The organism is Bifidobacterium choloepi (assembly GCF_010667615.1).
Lineage (GTDB): Bacteria > Actinomycetota > Actinomycetes > Actinomycetales > Bifidobacteriaceae > Bifidobacterium > Bifidobacterium choloepi.
The window spans coordinates 1,194,353-1,210,891 of sequence record NZ_VYSG01000001.1; the positions used below are offsets into that span (position 1 = coordinate 1,194,353).

The 16,539-nt window shown below is 55.4% G+C and carries 13 protein-coding genes; 8 read left to right on the forward strand and 5 right to left on the reverse strand.

Annotated features, from left to right (window positions below; translation table 11 throughout):
- Nucleotides 1-55: 55 nt before the first annotated feature.
- Nucleotides 56-1,108 carry a hypothetical protein gene (locus F6S87_RS04800; protein WP_163227433.1) on the reverse strand — a complete coding sequence of 351 codons (1,053 nt, stop codon included), beginning with the start codon at nucleotides 1,106-1,108 and terminating at the stop codon, nucleotides 56-58.
- 283 nt (nucleotides 1,109-1,391) lie between these two features.
- Here F6S87_RS04800 and F6S87_RS04805 point away from each other — a divergent pair, with 283 nt between their 5' ends.
- From F6S87_RS04805 to F6S87_RS04835, 7 genes are all read left to right on the forward strand, one after another.
- Nucleotides 1,392-1,817, forward strand: a complete 426-nt coding sequence (locus F6S87_RS04805) for a (deoxy)nucleoside triphosphate pyrophosphohydrolase (protein ID WP_163227434.1) — start codon at nucleotides 1,392-1,394, stop codon at nucleotides 1,815-1,817.
- A gap of 114 nt (nucleotides 1,818-1,931) precedes the next feature.
- Nucleotides 1,932-2,636, forward strand: a complete 705-nt coding sequence (locus tag F6S87_RS04810) for a phospholipase D-like domain-containing protein (protein WP_163227435.1) — start codon at nucleotides 1,932-1,934, stop codon at nucleotides 2,634-2,636.
- A gap of 27 nt (nucleotides 2,637-2,663) precedes the next feature.
- Nucleotides 2,664-4,007 carry a DNA (cytosine-5-)-methyltransferase gene (dcm, locus tag F6S87_RS04815; RefSeq protein ID WP_163227436.1) on the forward strand — a complete coding sequence of 448 codons (1,344 nt, stop codon included), beginning with the start codon at nucleotides 2,664-2,666 and terminating at the stop codon, nucleotides 4,005-4,007.
- A 97-nt stretch (nucleotides 4,008-4,104) separates the two neighbouring features.
- On the forward strand, nucleotides 4,105-5,538 hold the full coding sequence (locus tag F6S87_RS04820; RefSeq protein ID WP_163227437.1) for an MvaI/BcnI family restriction endonuclease: 1,434 nt from the start codon (nucleotides 4,105-4,107) through the stop codon (nucleotides 5,536-5,538).
- Between the two features lie 116 nt (nucleotides 5,539-5,654).
- The gene (locus F6S87_RS04825; protein WP_163227438.1) at nucleotides 5,655-7,115 is read left to right on the forward strand and encodes an ATP-binding protein; all 1,461 of its coding nucleotides are present in this window, start codon (nucleotides 5,655-5,657) and stop codon (nucleotides 7,113-7,115) included.
- Entirely contained in the window at nucleotides 7,112-9,898 is a 2,787-nt protein-coding gene (locus F6S87_RS04830; RefSeq protein WP_163227439.1) for a Z1 domain-containing protein, read from the forward strand. Before F6S87_RS04825 ends, F6S87_RS04830 begins: the two co-directional genes overlap by 4 nt.
- A 76-nt stretch (nucleotides 9,899-9,974) precedes the next feature.
- Entirely contained in the window at nucleotides 9,975-12,074 is a 2,100-nt protein-coding gene (locus tag F6S87_RS04835; protein WP_163227440.1) for an AIPR family protein, read from the forward strand.
- 268 nt (nucleotides 12,075-12,342) lie between these two features.
- Here the strand turns inward: F6S87_RS04835 and F6S87_RS04840 are convergent, their stop codons facing one another.
- The 4 genes from F6S87_RS04840 to F6S87_RS04855 form a co-directional block, all read right to left on the reverse strand.
- Nucleotides 12,343-13,125: a hypothetical protein gene (locus F6S87_RS04840; protein ID WP_163227441.1), complete on the reverse strand. Its 783-nt coding sequence runs from the start codon at nucleotides 13,123-13,125 to the stop codon at nucleotides 12,343-12,345.
- 307 nt (nucleotides 13,126-13,432) lie between these two features.
- On the reverse strand, nucleotides 13,433-14,257 hold the full coding sequence (locus F6S87_RS04845) for a hypothetical protein (RefSeq protein WP_163227442.1): 825 nt from the start codon (nucleotides 14,255-14,257) through the stop codon (nucleotides 13,433-13,435).
- A gap of 238 nt (nucleotides 14,258-14,495) precedes the next feature.
- On the reverse strand, nucleotides 14,496-14,888 hold the full coding sequence (locus tag F6S87_RS04850) for a hypothetical protein (RefSeq protein ID WP_163227443.1): 393 nt from the start codon (nucleotides 14,886-14,888) through the stop codon (nucleotides 14,496-14,498).
- The gene (locus tag F6S87_RS04855; RefSeq protein WP_163227444.1) at nucleotides 14,881-15,942 is read right to left on the reverse strand and encodes a Fic family protein; all 1,062 of its coding nucleotides are present in this window, start codon (nucleotides 15,940-15,942) and stop codon (nucleotides 14,881-14,883) included. Before F6S87_RS04855 ends, F6S87_RS04850 begins: the two co-directional genes overlap by 8 nt.
- 311 nt (nucleotides 15,943-16,253) lie before the next feature.
- Here F6S87_RS04855 and F6S87_RS08735 point away from each other — a divergent pair, with 311 nt between their 5' ends.
- Complete coding sequence (locus F6S87_RS08735; RefSeq protein WP_231129339.1) at nucleotides 16,254-16,523, forward strand: DUF4234 domain-containing protein; 270 nt, start codon at nucleotides 16,254-16,256, stop codon at nucleotides 16,521-16,523.
- Nucleotides 16,524-16,539 lie beyond the last annotated feature (16 nt).

Here is a 16,539-nt window from a genome sequence, read left to right on the forward strand (position 1 = left end):
AATAGATGATTGGTTCTCATGCTATTGCATGGGAACCAATTGGGCCCGCGTTCTCCTACTCCACCAGTTCCATGTACTTCGCCAGCACCGACGGAATCGTGATCTTGCTGCCGAGCGTCGAGGTATAGGAAACCAGACCGGCCGAGTAGCCCCAGAACTCCACGACATCATCCTCGAGGAACCGCGCGTTGCTGTCGGTGGCGAAGCTTACGTAGATAACGTCGTCGCTCGTCCAACGGCCGGAGCTGCTCTGCGAGACGCCAATGCGGTACTGCGTCTCGGAATCGCCCTCGATGACCTGCTTGATCTCTCCCCTGAAATGGACAATCTCGCCGGTGTGTGAGTCGGGATTTCTTGCGAGATCGTCATACGTCGCACCCGTCACCTTCGACTTGAACGTCGCTTCCGACATCGGCACGGTGACGGTGAACTTGGCAGTACAGCCTTCATAACTGACCGTCACCTCCGACGTCTTGCCTTCCTCGAGCGTGACCGGCGTGACGACCTTGAAGTCGTAGACTTGCTTGCTCGTGCCGTCGTCGTACTGCGCCCGGACGGCAATTCCGTCGGTATCGGTATCGATCGTCGCGCCAGCCTCCGTCGTACCGGCGTAGCTGACGGTAATGCTGACCAGTTGCGGCTCGGCGACGACTTCTTCTTCCTCTTCGTCGGTTTCTTCGCCGGTCGCCGGAGCTTCGGGCTCAAACGATTCCTGCGCCCCAGCGACCGCGAAGCCTTCCACCGGCTCCCGATTCACGACCGTCGTCACACCGACGGCGACAAGTGCAACGGCCACGATAATTGCGATTAGATGCCATACCTGTAACGGCAACTGCTTCGTGACGACCTCGCCGACAACCTTCAGCGGATTGCGCTTCGGCTCGTTGCCTACGGGTGGCGTGACATTGCCATATGGATTCGCCGGAGGCATGCCGTTCAGGCTGCCCTGCGACTGTCCATAATCTGACTGTCCCTGCATATTGAACGGCTCCTGCGGAACGCCAGCATTCTCGTTCATCACGTAGTAGTTGTCATTGTTCAGCGGCTCCTGATTCCAATCGCCGTCTCCTTGCGGCGACCCCTGCGGAGCAACGTTGTTCTGAGTCATATTTTCCTTGAAAATAGAAGTGTTTCATTCATCGTGGCAACGCACTTCTCTCACCACATGATGATCAATGACAGTCCACCGGGAGCTATTCCTGCCTTCACATTTCAGACTCTTTTTCATGTCGCATAGATAGGGTCCTCTAATCACTCGTGTCAGCCCCATCGTGCGAACTCCCTCTTTAGAGGGAGTCGGCGAGCGCGAAGCGCGAGCCGGTGGGAGTCCCACGCGTATCCTGGCAACAGCAATCCGCCCAGCCAGACCGCACAAGACAAAGGACTCCATCATGCCGGACAACGCAACAGCCACAGCAACAACAAAGCTCATCGACGTCGTCGGCGCCGCCATCGTCAATCAGCATGGAGAAGTGCTGTGCGGACAGCGCGGACCGGGCAAGTCGCTAGCCGGGTACTGGGAGTTTCCGGGCGGCAAGATCGAGCCCGGCGAGACGCCGGAACAGGCACTCCGCCGCGAAATCGAGGAGGAGTTGCTCTGCGAAGTCACCGTCGGCGAGCGCGTCTGCACCAGCCGATACGCCTACGATTTCGGCACCGTCCAGCTGACGACGTTCATCTGCCGCCTCGTCGACGGCACGCCGCACCTGACCGAACACGAGGAAATTCGCTGGGTCGCGCCGAAGGACATGCCGTCGCTGGACTGGGCTCCCGTCGACCACGAAGCCGTAGAGCGGCTGAGCGCCATGACCTTCTGAACACCGAAGACATCACGGAGAAATCACCCTTCCCCTCTTCGAATATCCGCCACCGCTCCACGCTCCGATCACGTTATCCTGGTTCCAGTTTTGCCGGGCAGATCGGAGGGGACCATGGCAGCGGAGGGAAGCATTCCAGCAAATCGACCCACTACACCCACGGATCCGGCTGCCACCGACGACGCCACCGCCTCCATCCTGCAGGACGTCCTCACCGGCTTCATCACGCCGCAGCCGCAGGCGACCGGCAACTTCGCGCCGGCGCTGATCGCCAACAGCCCGACGACCTCGACGATGGCCGACTCGCTGAGCGAGGAGATCACGCACAGCGACTCGTTCGACATGCCGGTCGCCTTCGTCTCCCCGGGCGCCGTGCAGTCGCTGCTGCAGGACTTCTACGATCACCGCGACGCCGGTGGCCGCACGAGCCGCATCATCACGTCGACGAAAAACTACTTCAACTCGCCCCGCGCCTTCTGGCAGCTGCTGCACCTGCAGAAAGAAACCGGCATCGAAGTTCGCGTGTGGTCGGACAGCAATACTTCGAACGATTCATCCGTCTCATCCCTCACTCCCTCTTCAGCGGGAGCCGGTGAGGCGAAGCCGAGCCGATGGGAGTCGCAGCCAACTTGCAATGCCAGTAATTGGAGCAATGCAAACCGCCAACTCCAAAACTCACCATCAGTTTCACGTGAATCAGATTCGCCATGCCAATATAGGCACGTGAAACACCTCAGAGGTCGAACATCTGTTCTATACTTTTGCTCTGCGATGCACCAATTCCAGGCACTCCACCACAGACATGCCTGGGAATTTTAGTTATCATTCTGAGGTATATTTGTCCCTATGCTAGATCCCATCCTCACCAGCCCCCATGGCGACGAATCCAAAGACGAAGCGTTTGAACTCATTACCAAGCTGCGGAGCACCATGCCCCGTCGTCAACTTGCCGAGGCGCTCAAGGTAGATTCGCAGACAGTCGAGCGGTGGGAGAAAGGCCGGATCAAGTGCAAGGCCGGCTACATCCCCGCGCTGAAAGAACTGTATTACGGCACCACGCACGAGGATGGCACCAACTTTCGAACCATTGATTTGTTCGCCGGCATCGGCGGCATTCGCCGAGGCTTTGCGAGCGCCGGCGGCCACGCCGTCTTCGCGTCCGAATGGAACCAGTACTCCATGCGCACGTACCGAACTAATTACGGTTTCGCCGAGGAAGTTGCCGGCGACATCACCCAAGTCGATGCAGCTGATATTCCCGAATGCGATGTCGTGCTGGCAGGCTTCCCTTGCCAGCCCTTTAGCGTGGCAGGCGTTTCCAAGAAGCGGAGTCTCGGTCGCGAGACCGGTTTTCGTGACAAGACGCAGGGCACGCTGTTCTTCGACGTTGCCCGTATCATCGCCGAGAAACGTCCTGCCGCTTTCCTGCTAGAAAACGTCAAGAATCTGACCTCTCATGACAAGGGACGTACATTTCAAGTCATTCTCGACACTCTTCAAAACGAGCTTGGCTACGAGATTCACTGGAAAGTCATTGACGGCCAGAACTTCGTACCGCAGCATCGAGAGCGCATCTATATTGCCGGCTTCCGCTCCGAGACCGACTTCACGTGGGATGATCTGCAATATCCAAAACGCAAGCCCGTCATCGCCGATATCCTGCACAAAACCGACGGGTCCGAACCCTATCTTCCTTGGGACGGCGACCGCTTCTTCGACTTTGAGCACAATAAGGTGCAGGACAAGTACACGCTGACACCGCGACTCTGGGAATACCTTCAGGAGTACAAAGCCAAGCACGAGGCACTGGGTCACGGCTTTGGATACGGCATTGCCAGGCCGGATGGCGTTTCTCGCACCTTGTCTGCCCGCTACTACAAGGATGGCTCGGAAATCCTGATCGAGCAGGAAGGACAACGACCGCGCCGGCTGACGCCGCGCGAATGCGCCCGCCTCATGGGATATCCCGATGAGTTTCGGATTCCGGTTTCGGATACGCAGGCCTATCGTCAGTTTGGTAATTCAGTGGTCGTCCCCGTCATCTCCGAAGTCGCACGCATTATGCGGCCGCACGTTCTGCGAGTCATGGCCCAAGGTGATGACCAGGTCGATGTTCAGCAAGCCGAGGAATCTGCCGAAGCTATACAGAAGGCTCGCCAGTCCGCTATCGACGGCGCAAGCACCAACTGAACATAGGCGTCACAAGCCATTACTGTCTAGCAAGACCGTCGTTCCCCAGGAGAAATAACCTAGGCAACGGCGGTCTGCTTCTAGGTATCGTGACGGTATGAGCGAAACCCAGGAAAGCAAGGACGCCGAATGGTATGACACGGCGACCATAAACCAAGTCCATGAATTACTGACGAATGCCGGCGCCGAGTCCATCTGGGTGAAGAGGCTAGTGCGCAACAACAATTCCAAACAGCAGGTTTATCTTGGCGGAGACCCATCCGACCTATCATTTTTCCCACTGGGCAAGCCGTCGCTGACGCCCGGCAAATCAAAGAAGAAAACAGCCGGAGGCGACGTCATCCAAATTCCTGTCAACTGGTCCTGGGTGACACCGGAGGGCGAAGCATCCGCACCCAAGACGAAGCTCTGCTTTTATCCACAATATCCCGAGGTGAGGCTCTCCGGTTTTCTCCAAGGATGCCGGACAGCACCAAACGCACTCATGAGCAATACGCAGCGCGGACATGAAGAAGACCGGTGCCTATTTCTTGGAATCGTTCACGACAAACAGCATGAGCCTGATCACGTCGTTGCCTTAGTTACGGGAGCAGACGCGCCAGCCTCCCAATACGTGTTGGCAATGGAGAACTTCACTGGTGGCCGTCTATGTCCGGTGAATTACGAGGCGATGACCAGAGATGACGAATTCTCCACACTCGAGATCGCACTGAAAAGCATTGTCATGCGGCAACTCACACCGTGGCGCCTCAATACCGACGGCTCCTTGGAACGTCCCTATACTGCGCCGAACGCACCGGGTCTCACACTGGAAGCGGAGTTAGGTGTAGGCGAGAACGCCATTCCTGGTCCAGACTTCGACATTTGGGAGCTCAAGGCTGTTAAGCAAACGGCATTGGACAAGCGCCAGAATCATCGCGTCACATTGTTTACGCCACAACCAGACCGCGGGTGGGTCAAGGAACACTCACTCACAGAATTCGTATTGAAATTTGGCCATGTCAATCGGCGCGATGAGAATGGCGAACCCTTGAGCTACTACTTCACAGCCGGGGACTTCCGACGTCCAGACGAAGATAAGCCTAACGCCAAACTCATATTGAAGCTGACGGGCTTCAAGGATGCCCGTCATTTCGATGCGGCAGGCGAGATTGGCTTGTTCACTCCGGATACGAACGAGCTCATCGCCGGATGGTCTTATATGAAGCTGCTCGAGCATTGGCAACGCAAACACAATCGAGCAGCTTATGTTCCCTACGTGCGCACGGATAGCGACGAAGGAACACACATCACCTACGGTCCGCTGGTAACGCTTGGTATATCGACCAGCTTCGGACTATTCCTGCAAGCATTCAACGACGGCAAGATCGTCTTCGACCCGGGCCATAAAATTTCCCGGACCGCCGATGGCAAATGGAAACCTCATGCCCGCAGTCAGTTCCGAATCAATCTAAGTGACATCGCCGCGATCTACCAAACCGTACGTGAAGTCGATATCGATGCGGAGACTACATCGGAAAAGGACGAGTGACTAATGGCAAAATACCACAATTTGTCCATCCCCAGAGTAGACAGCAGGCCCCTTTTACCTAGCGAATATGCATATAATCAACTCGCGTACAGCAACGGGGGTGGAAGGGGGAACTCGTGAGCGACGAAATCGAGCTCATGCCGGAACCCGGCATTCTCATCGAGAGTCTGCGCGACATAGGATATTCCTTCGAAAGCGCCTTGGCCGATATCGTCGATAATTCCATCACCGCTCATGCAAACGATATTCAGATCTATGCCGTCCCGATCGAAGACGACGACGATCCATTCAAAGTCGCCATTATCGATAACGGTGAAGGTCTCGACCGCGCCTCGCTGCTTCAAGCCATGAAACTTGGCAGCACTAATCCGCGCGAAGAGAGAACGATGGAAGACCTTGGACGCTTTGGCCTCGGTCTCAAGACGGCATCGTTCTCACAATGCCGCAAGCTCACAGTGGTGTCCCGCAAGGATAGCGTGACCAGCGCATTTACATGGGATCTCGACGTCGTCGTACGGGAAAATTGCTGGACCGTCATTGAGCGCACAGACTTCGGCAATATTTTCGCCATCGACCAGCTTCCAGAGCAAGGCACGCTGGTCCTTTGGGAAAAAGTGGACCGCTTGACCGGTCAGAACGGATCCGGCAAGGTTGATTACGATCGGGTCGTCTCCGACGCTCGAGGACACCTGTCGCTTGTTTTCCACCGGTTCCTGTCGGGAGAACCCGGACTGGCACGTATTGAAATGTCCCTAAACGGCATCGCCTTGGAACCTATCGACCCGTTCAACACCGGTAATAGTGCAACTCAGGCCTCACCGGAAGAAGTGGTTTGCCCCGGCGTGACATTGCGGTCCTTCACGCTCCCCCACATTTCCGCATATGACGACAAGAACGAATATGACCATTTCGGTCTTCCCGGTGGCTATCTGCGCAATCAAGGCGTATACCTATACCGAGCCAAGCGCCTTATCATCCATGGAACATGGTTCGGCTTAACTAAGAAAACAGCTTTGACCCAGCTCACTCGCGTCAAGATCGATATCGGTAACGACCGGGACGAGGAATGGAAAATTGACGTCAAGAAGGTTTCGGCGCAGTTACCCGAGTCTGTTCGAAAGCGCCTAAGCAACCTCATCCAAACAATCGGCGCCCCTTCCCGTAAGGTCTACCGTCGTCGCGGCACCCGGCTAACAGACCCCAACCGCTATCCCGTCTGGACACGCGCTGTCAACGGAGACAAGACCGTGTACGGCATCAACGCCGACCATCCCATTCTTCAAGCGTTCCGCTCGGAACTAGACCTTGCAGAGCAACACCAATTCGACGCCATTGTCTCCCTTATCAGTTCCATGCTGCCTACGGAGGCCTTGTTCTACGACATCGCGAATGATGCAGATGCCGTTTCTACGAGAACGATGGAAGACGCCGAATTCATTAGCAACACAAGGGTTTTCTTTGCAACGCTGAAACAGTTCCAAACGGAAGACGAGGCGTTGGCAACGCTCAGGAGCATGGAACCTTATAGCAGTCAATGGAGTCGCACCCTGAATGCACTCGGAATCGAGGAACAATGACAATCGATAATGTGAAGCAGTGGATCTACGAATTCGCCGAACAGGATATTGAGAAAAAGCGCAATGAAAATGGCGGCAACGTCTCCCAGGAAGAAATCGCCTCCGCCATTAACAACTGGACTATGGCAGCACGGAACTTTCCACCGCTGGCCGATGATATGCGAAATGTGGACGTACAAAAACTCGCACAGGAAGTGACGGCGAAGTTCCTCGTCGATGAAAAATTCGAACATCGTACGGGCTTCAATTACCGGACCAACGAGTTTAAGCCATGGCTGAATGCCGCACACAGCGAGATCGACTGGACATATTGGAACCGGTACGAAAAGTACCTACGGACACAAAAGATGTGGCGTCGCCAGACCATCTCCACACTTGATATCGATACCAACAACATTCTCGATAGCTTGCCGGATCCTCGCATGGACGAGCCCTTCGACTGCCGTGGTCTCGTAGTAGCGGCCGTGCAGTCAGGCAAGACAGCCAACTACACCGGCCTTATTGCCAAGGCCTCAGATGCCGGATACAAGGTCATCGTCATCATGGCCGGCATATACAACGCATTGCGCGACCAGACTCAGGAACGTCTTGAGGAGGGATTCATCGGCTACGATCAGGTCGACGAACGCTATGTCGGCATCGGCAGGCCGGGTCAACGCCGGCCATTGCTCGGCACATCACGCATCCGGGATTTCAACAAGGCCACGCAGGAAGTCATGCGGGGTATTACTTCTGCACACGTGGAGGACCCCCTTGTCTTCGTCATCAAGAAAAACGCGAGCGTCCTCAAAGAGCTGACACTTTGGCTGGAAACCAACTGCCGGCAAGACCTCCCGTTCCTCCTTATCGACGACGAAGCCGATAACGCTTCCATCAACGTGAAGTACGACAAGGGCAATATTTCAAGGATTAACGGTCAGATCCGACAGATGCTCCAGTTGTTCCCGCGTCACGCCTATGTGGGCTATACAGCTACCCCGTTTGCCAATGTCCTCATTGACTCCAGTGCATCCAACGATCAGGCCGGCGACGACATTTTCCCGCGCAACTTCATCTATACGTTGGAGGCTTCGCCGGAATATTTCGGGGCCACGAAGGTATTCGGTGATATCGACGAGAAGAATCCTCGCTATATCCGCTTTATCATTCCCGATGAGAACGCGAAGAAGCTGCGTAGTGGCGACTGGATGAACGAAATGCCACCGGAAATGGAAGATGCCATCGACACCTTTATCGTTGCCTGCGCAATCAGGATTCTCGATGGGCTGGCAGACGAACACATGACGATGATGATCAATGCGTCGCCGTACACCACTGTCCAGAAATCCATCCGAGCTCTCGTGGAGAACTACCTCAGAGACATCCAAAATGCCATCAAGACCTATGTCGGTCTCCCCGCATCGATGAGCGGCATGATGCTAAGCGCATCCCCGCACCTCAAGCGTTTGAAGAAGGCATGGGAACGGGAATACCGTTCCGTTCGCCCCTATACGTGGGAACAAATCCGGCAGACATTGGTAGAGACGGTCAAACCGATGAGCGTCAAGGAAATCAACTCGCTCTCCTCGGATTCCCTGAACTATCACTCCGCGCCACAGCGCGTCATCGCAATCGGAGGTTATCGCCTGTCGCGAGGGCTCACACTCGAGGGGCTGATGATCTCCTACTACGACCGCAATGCCAGCGCCTATGATTCGCTGATGCAAATGGCGCGATGGTTTGGTTATCGCATGGGATATGAGGAACTCTGCCGCATCTGGATGACGAGGCACTCTGCGGACTGGTACGCCTATGTCACAGATGCTACTAGCGAGTTGATCACCGAGCTGCGGGCAATGCGCCATGCCGATGCCACGCCGGAGCAATACGGCCTGCGCATCAAGAGCAGCCCGGACACTCTCATGATTACCGCTCGCAATAAGATGGGTGCCGGCGAGATCGTCCACGAGACCCTTGTCAGGCTTGATGGTGCCCATGTTGAGACCCGCGTCATACTGCGCGATGCCAACTCGCGCGCAAAGAACGAGCAGCTTACACAGCGCTTGTTCACTGACCTGACCGCTCATCAGTCTTATCCGGATCCCAATTATTCGGGCAACGGCATCTTGGTGCGCAACGTCGATGCCGACATCGTTCGTCGCTTCATTCGCGATTATTGCAACTCTCCCCGCTCGTTCAACACCGAGAAGACGTACATTCTGAGTCACATCGATCAGATGAAGGCATACGGTCGTGACAGCTGGGACATCTTCATCCCGGGCGGCAGTGCCAACGAAACGACTGCCACTATTGACGTGTTCGGAAAACGTCAGTACCGCGAACGTCGCCGCCCCACAGCGGAAATGACCAAAGCCGATTTCTTCATCAGCCATGGCCAGCTTTCGGGCAAGGACATCGAGGTAGTGCCGCTCTCCAAGGAGCAGCGCGAAATGGCCGAGGCTAGGTTCCGGCAGGAGAATGGTGACAAAGATCGGATGCCGAGCTTCTATTACCGCCAAATTCCCGACCGCAATCCCATGTTGGTCGTTCATCCCGTAGCCATTCAGTTCAAGAACGAGGAGGATTACCGGCAGAGCTGGGTTGACGATCCGAGCGTCATCGACAAGAGTCTGTGGCCATCCTTTGACTACTTTGAGGAAGCTATCGGCTGGAGCATTAGTTTCCCTGCAATTGGTATTCCTGCAACAGATACCTACATGTACAACGACGTAATGCTTCGCTCTCTGCGCAACAATATCGAGGACATCGAGGATGAATACGATGAAGATACACCTGACAAATAGACGAAACGCAATGCTACTCGCGATGGCGCACACGTAACCGCACCAATCAGGACCTGACGCAGGAAGCAGAAACCCCATGGCAGATGTAACACCACTCGAACAGTTCGCAGAAGAGCTTTTCCACGAAGTCACCAGCGAAAGCGACAGCAAGGGAATCTGGAAGGAGGAAGCCTTCTTCTGGTACACCACTGACTTGCTCATCGACACCGGTGAAATCAACGATGCCGAATACGCACCGTACGCGTCACTAGACGGACGCGTACGCGTGGACGGATATTGCGGAGATCCGCTTGAAAGCCGCTCCACAGCAGATCCGTCGGAGCCGTTGACGCTTGGCCTCATCATTCTTGATTTTCATCAGGGGAATGACTTGGAGAAGCTGAATGCCCGTGACATGAACTCTCGGTTCCAGCGCCTCATGAGGTTCCTCGAAAAAGCACGCGATACCTCTTGGCGTCGCTCTCTTACGCCTACGGACCCGGCTTTTGGCCTAGCTGAAATGATCAGCACCAGGTGGAACCAGATCTCCAAAATCTCGCTCTACTTGGTGACCAACAAGGAACTCAGCAGTCGTGTTGACGGCAAGAGCGCCGGCCTGTACGAGGGAAAGACGATTGCGTATAGCGTCTGGGATCTGCGCCGTCTTGCCGCACTAGTCTCCGCTTCCGGCGAGAGGGAGCCTCTGGAAGTACGGTTTGACCAGAAACCACTCGAACCGGTGAAGACGCTGCTGGCGAGCGCGCCCGATTCCGACAATGACGTGTATCTTGCCGCCATTCCGGGCGAAGACTTGGCTCGTATCTATGACCGTTGGGGCGCTCGTCTGCTTGAACAAAACGTTCGTGTCTTCCTGCAGGCTCGCAGCAAGGTTAACAAGGGGATTCGCAACACGCTGCTCTATCAGCCTGGCATGTTCTTTTCCTTCAACAACGGCATTACTGCAACTGCCGAGCAGATCGAGACCAAGCAAACTCCCGAGGGGCTCAAGATTCTCGCACTTGACAACCTGCAGATCGTCAATGGCGGACAGACCACCGCATCTATCCATGCCGCTTACCGTGCCGGCAAGGATCTGAGCCAAGTCTTCGTCCAGATGAAGCTGAGCATCATCGAGCCCAAGGAAGCCAAGAGCTTGGTCCCTCTGATTTCCGAGTATGCCAACAGCCAGAATGCCGTTTCCAAGGCCGACCTGTTCTCCAACCATCCCTTCCATACGAAGATCGAAGGATTTTCGCGCCGCATTCTCGCCCCGGCCAAGGAAGGCTCGTTCACCCAGACGAAGTGGTTCTATGAACGTGCTCGTGGCCAGTACAACGATGCACAGGCCTATCTTTCCAGTGCGGAAAAGCGCAAGTTCCTCGAGGAGTATCCGAAGAATCAGCGCTTCGATAAGACACAACTGGCGAAGTACGAAATGTCGTGGACAGATAGGCCCAACTTCGTCAATCGTGGTGCCCAGAAAAACTTTGCCGAGTTTGCCAGAATCGTCGATTCCCAATGGGAAAAGGATGATCTGCAGTTCAACGAGATGTATTTCAAGACGCTCGTGGCCAAGAAGATCGTTTGGGACGCCACCGAACACCAGGTACCGCGGATGGAGTGGTATGAAATCGGCGGTTACCGTGCACAACATGTGGCATTTACTATCGGGCTTTTGGCTCACGCAGCCAAGAGTCAGGGAAAGCAAGTCAATTTCGGTGCTATCTGGCAGAACCAGGGAATCGACGAATCTTTCACCCACGCCATTGAGCAGGCAGCTGACGTCGTCCATGATGTCTTGATGCATCCGGCACCCGGCTATCGGAACATTTCGGAGTGGGCTAAGCAGGAGAAATGCTGGGCACGGATCAAGGAAGCCGATGTCGTCTGGGACTCCGTATGGCTCGCCAAGCTCGTTTCTCCGGAAGAACTGTACCAGGAAAGGCAGCAGAGCCGTCGTCAGCAGCGTGAAGATACCGGTATCGAAAATGTACGCACTGTCGTCAACGCGGGCACCACGTTCTGGAAGGAAGTAGAGAACTGGCTACGTGCAGAAGCCGAAGGCAGCGAGAAAGAACGCAACTGCATCCACCTCGCGGCACAAGGCAAGGTACTCACGGATCACCAGAGCAAAGTCGTACTCGGATGCCTGCAGCGCCTCGAATCTGTTGGGTGCCCATACCGCCTAGACGCCTGAAGTAACAGTGATCATTGGCGATCAGTCGACAACCGAGCAGTAAGTGCGTGTGCTACACTGAGAGTCGCCTAATTTTGTTGATTCCAGTGATTTAGGCAAGTGGTGAACCCGGTCTCGTTTGGGGCCGGGTCTTTCGTTTTTGCGGGGCCCGAACTCGCGTTTGTTTGGTGTCCATACCGCCTAGACGCCTGAAGTAATAGTGGCCGTTGGCAATGAGGTGGGGCTCACGCATCGTGCATGAGCCCCACCTCATTGCCAACGTCGACCATCAGTCGGCAACCGAGTAGTAAGAGATGGAGATATCGGTCTTCTGCACATCAACGTCAGTCCAGAAGGTGAGCTTCACCTTCTCCCCGGGAGCCCATGTGGTGATACCGGCATATTCTTCGGTCTTAATGCCGTCGGAATCGTAGGCGCTTACGCTGAGAGTGATGTCCTTGTACGACAGCTCAGATGTGTTTTCCACTACTGCCTCATACGTGCAGTAATCACTCCACTCATCAGGTGTGCACGAGAATTCGACGTTCGAAAGCAACGATTCCAGCGTCTCCTCAGCATGCTTGCTCTTCGCGGCAGCAGTGCCGTTAGCGACAAGCTCGTTCAGGGTGGACTGATAACCATTGCTCACAGTCAGACCATAGTCCTCCACAAATTCCTTAATGATCGCAGTGCGAGAGTCGTAGGCCTCGGTCCATGCAGTGGAGAAGTCCAACGAATTGAAAGCGTACTCGTCGAGAACATCACGAGAATCGTCAAGAACATTGACGTAGGAAATCGTCTTCTCCTGCAGCTTGCCGTTCTCGAACTGCACGTTCTTCAGCGAGCCGGTATGCGAATACTCGGCATCGATCAGCGCCTGATAGTACTCACGGCTGGCTTCGTTTCCCTGCTCGGCTAAAGCGAAACGGCTCTCCAGGCCCTTGGAAACAACCTTCATGACTTCCTGATCTGAGTACACCTTGTCTTCGGCGGCCTCGGAACCGCAGGCAGCCATTGTCATGGGAATCAGCAGACCGAGCGAAACGGCCACAATCTTACGAAGAGACTTCAATGTAATCCTTAATGAAAGCTTGTATTGGAAGCGGCTACATCCCCGTGCCGCTTGCCTAGATCTACCTTGACCAAGACCTGCATATTTCGGCAATTACAGCTCATTCACAACTGACGCACAGACAGTTTTGCCAACGCGATGATTCCAACGAGGGCCCATGCCGCAACGGTCTCATCAGCTGAATGATCAATCCGATGGGCATAGCGCAATCGGCAGCTAGCTCTTTCGTCGTACTGCCCTAATTCTCCCTTCGGTTGTCATGTATCCCGAAATTCAAGCGCGGGATACATGACAACCGAAGGAAGAATTATTTCACCAATGTGTAGGACGAAATCGATAGCTTGATGTCCTTCGTATTGGCGTCAGGGGCCACTTGCACCTTAACCTTTTCTCCTGCCTTCATTGAATCAATCGAAACCGTCTTCTCCGTCTTGACGTTGTCAGCATCGTAGAGAGAGGCCGTCAAATACAAGTCGGCAAAAGAATACTGAGTGGAGTTATCGATGACCGCTTCACAATCAGAGTCAAATAATCCCCATGGATCAGTATTCGAATCCTCCTCACTGGGGCACGTGAACTGCACTTTCTCGAGAATGGCAGTCAAGGCCTTCTTGACCTCGTTTGCCTTCGTCACCGTCTTGCCATTGGCAACTAGCTCATCCAACACCTTTTGATCATTGCCACCGAGCTTCAATCCGTAGTCGTTGACGAAATCCTTCAAGAGAACTGTTTTATTGTCATATACGGCATCCCAGTCGGAGTAGAGCTGCAGGTCATCGAATGAATAATGGCTAATTACTTCCTTAGATTCCTCGAGCGTATTGAGGTATGAAATCACTTTTTCCTGTAACTTGCTGTCCTCGAACTTCGCATACCGCAAGCCGGAAATTTTGTCATACTCCACATTGTCACATTCCTCGCACACTTGCTGATCTCCCTTGGGAGCATCATCTTCTCCAGCAGTGAGAGCAAAACGAGCTCGGAGGCCGTCCTCCAGCATCCCGATTACTTCTTCGTTTGTATAGACCTTCTCACTATCGGCAGGTATACTCCCCTGACTACCGCAGCCAGCCACAGCGACCGTCAGCACGGCGCACGCAGCAATCCCTAAAATTTGGCGTACTTTCCCCATGAGTGCCTCTTCTCTGTTCTCGATTTCTTCTCTTCACCCACCGCAATCGCCCTTCACAATTAACGGGGGTATTCATTGGTCATGCTAAACCCGTCACGGCGATAAACACCAATCGGCGCACAGCTGCGGGTGAATAGCAAATTAGACAACCCGCAAAAAGACCGTTCCGGTCGCACTGAAGGAAGCCAGAGGCATTTGACACGAGTTCACGGTCGTGATGCATGTCCATTAGGAGGGACTAAACGAGCCGCCGCTTCTGACCCTCCGCAACAGGAATGCGGATGAATCGTTCACCGGAAACAGTGAGGAAGTGGCCGACTGGCTGACAACGAATTACGGGAGCGGGACGGCGCTCGCCGATGACGATCTGGCGGCGATGACGAGGACGGAGATCGAGGATGGCGGTTACGACGCGATCGCCGCCGCCGTCATTGACGCTGTCCGACGAGGACAGCTCGTCGACGGCGAGCGCCGCCATGCCCTTCGCGTCGGTGACGGCTGGAGCGAGCTGGAGATGATGCTCGACGAGGTCATGGACATGGAGTGGCGAGTGGAGTAACGGCAGCAAGCTACCGGAACGAAAAAGACCGATCGTCAAGGCAGACGAAAAGCCGACGCTCTTGTCAGTCATCTTGCCGCGATGATGGCAGCATCGCGACGTAACGGTATCGGGTGGAGCGCCCCTTGCCGACCTTCTCGATCTCTCCTTCGTCGAGCAGGCGCCTGAGCTCGCGCTCGATCGTCGTTTCGCTGATGTCGGGAAGCTGTTCCCGCAGCTCCCGTTTCGAGAGCGTGCCGACCGTCTGCCGCAGCTGTCGCCGGATGCGCTCGGCCTTGGTCTGCGGCCCGAGCCTGTCTTCCAGCTCCTTGTAGGCATCGAGCATGACCGACAGGAGGTACTGGACGAACGGTGCATAGTCGTTGGCATCCGGCCAGCCGGCGGTACTGGCCGCCAGCGCCTCGTAGTAGGTGTCCTTCGACTGCTCGATCAGATGCTCCAGACTCACGTACTTGCCGACCGTAAAGCCGCTCTGGTACATCAGCAGCAACGTCAGCAGCCGGCTCATGCGCCCGTTGCCGTCATTGAACGGGTGGATGCAGGTGAAATCGAACACGAACATCGAAATCGCCAGCAGCGGGTCGACCGATTCCAGCGCAATGGCTTGTCGGTAGTTCCGGCAGATCTCCTCGACGAGGTCGGGAGTGACCAGTGCGGAAGGCGGCCGGAAACGGACGCGGTTGGCGCCTTGCGGACCGACTTCCATGATGACGTTGTCGGTGTCCTTGAAATGGCCGCCGAATGATAGCGGCGTATGACGGAACAGGTCACGGTGCAGCTGCAGGATCACGTTCGGCGTGACCGGTATATAGTCATGCTGCTCGTGGATGGTATTCAACACGTCGCGGTAGCCGCTGATTTCCTCCTCGTCGCGGTTGTGCGGCGTGGTTTTCTCCGCCATCAGCGCCGCCATGCGCGCGTCCGACGTGCGGATTCCCTCGATGCTGTTGGAGGCGGCAGTGCTCTGCACCTTCGCGACCTCGACCAGTCGGTCCAGCTGGGCACCTTCGCGTTCGGACAGCAGCGATGTGCGGGCCTGCGCGGCGTGAATGGCTGTCAGCAATGCGACGATTCGCGAGGAAAGCACGCTTTCCGCGCGCTGATCGTATGGACGTAACGATTCCATGATTTCCTGCCTCACCACCCGTGTTTTCTGCATCATTCTAGCTGAATATGATGCAGAAAACCGATCCCATGAGGCAGAAAGCATGGCGCTGCCCGCTCGCCCTTTCCTTCATAGCCGTTACAAACCCGAGCTGGCAGCTCGGGTTTGTACCGGCAAAAAGATCAGGTCGACAGGAAGGGAAGAGGGAAGGAAGAGACCGGAAAATCGTTTACAAGCAAGGCAGAATGTGCGAGACTGGCCGGAAGCGGCGGGAATCGTCCTGATCATCAGGAAACGGAGAGCCGCGAGAATCGTGCGAAAGGAAACCAACGATGACGTACTACGGCGCGCCGACGCCCGCGATGAACGGCGGCTGGAGCCCGCTGCCGCCGAACGCACAGCTGCCGACCAACCGGTCGCTGCTCAAGTTCGTGCTGCTGTCGATCGTGACGCTGGGCATTTACGGCATCTACGTCATGACGGTCATCTCGACGAACATCAACACGATCGCGAGCCGCTACGACAACCGCAAGACGATGAACTATTGCCTCGTCTACTTCATCTTTTCCTGGCTGACATTCGGCATCCTGCCGCTGGTGTAGGGCCACAACCTGTGTT

Coding starts and splice junctions, on each gene's coding strand:
- F6S87_RS08735 (WP_231129339.1), top strand. CDS start 16,254: ATGACGTACTACGGCGCGCCGACGCCCGCGATGAACGGCGGCTGGAGC.
- F6S87_RS04830 (WP_163227439.1), top strand. CDS start 7,112: ATGACAATCGATAATGTGAAGCAGTGGATCTACGAATTCGCCGAACAG.
- F6S87_RS04800 (WP_163227433.1), bottom strand. CDS start 1,108: ATGACTCAGAACAACGTTGCTCCGCAGGGGTCGCCGCAAGGAGACGGC.
- F6S87_RS04810 (WP_163227435.1), top strand. CDS start 1,932: ATGGCAGCGGAGGGAAGCATTCCAGCAAATCGACCCACTACACCCACG.
- F6S87_RS04835 (WP_163227440.1), top strand. CDS start 9,975: ATGGCAGATGTAACACCACTCGAACAGTTCGCAGAAGAGCTTTTCCAC.
- F6S87_RS04845 (WP_163227442.1), bottom strand. CDS start 14,257: ATGGGGAAAGTACGCCAAATTTTAGGGATTGCTGCGTGCGCCGTGCTG.
- F6S87_RS04805 (WP_163227434.1), top strand. CDS start 1,392: ATGCCGGACAACGCAACAGCCACAGCAACAACAAAGCTCATCGACGTC.
- F6S87_RS04855 (WP_163227444.1), bottom strand. CDS start 15,942: ATGGAATCGTTACGTCCATACGATCAGCGCGCGGAAAGCGTGCTTTCC.
- F6S87_RS04850 (WP_163227443.1), bottom strand. CDS start 14,888: ATGACTGACAAGAGCGTCGGCTTTTCGTCTGCCTTGACGATCGGTCTT.
- F6S87_RS04820 (WP_163227437.1), top strand. CDS start 4,105: ATGAGCGAAACCCAGGAAAGCAAGGACGCCGAATGGTATGACACGGCG.
- dcm (WP_163227436.1), top strand. CDS start 2,664: ATGCTAGATCCCATCCTCACCAGCCCCCATGGCGACGAATCCAAAGAC.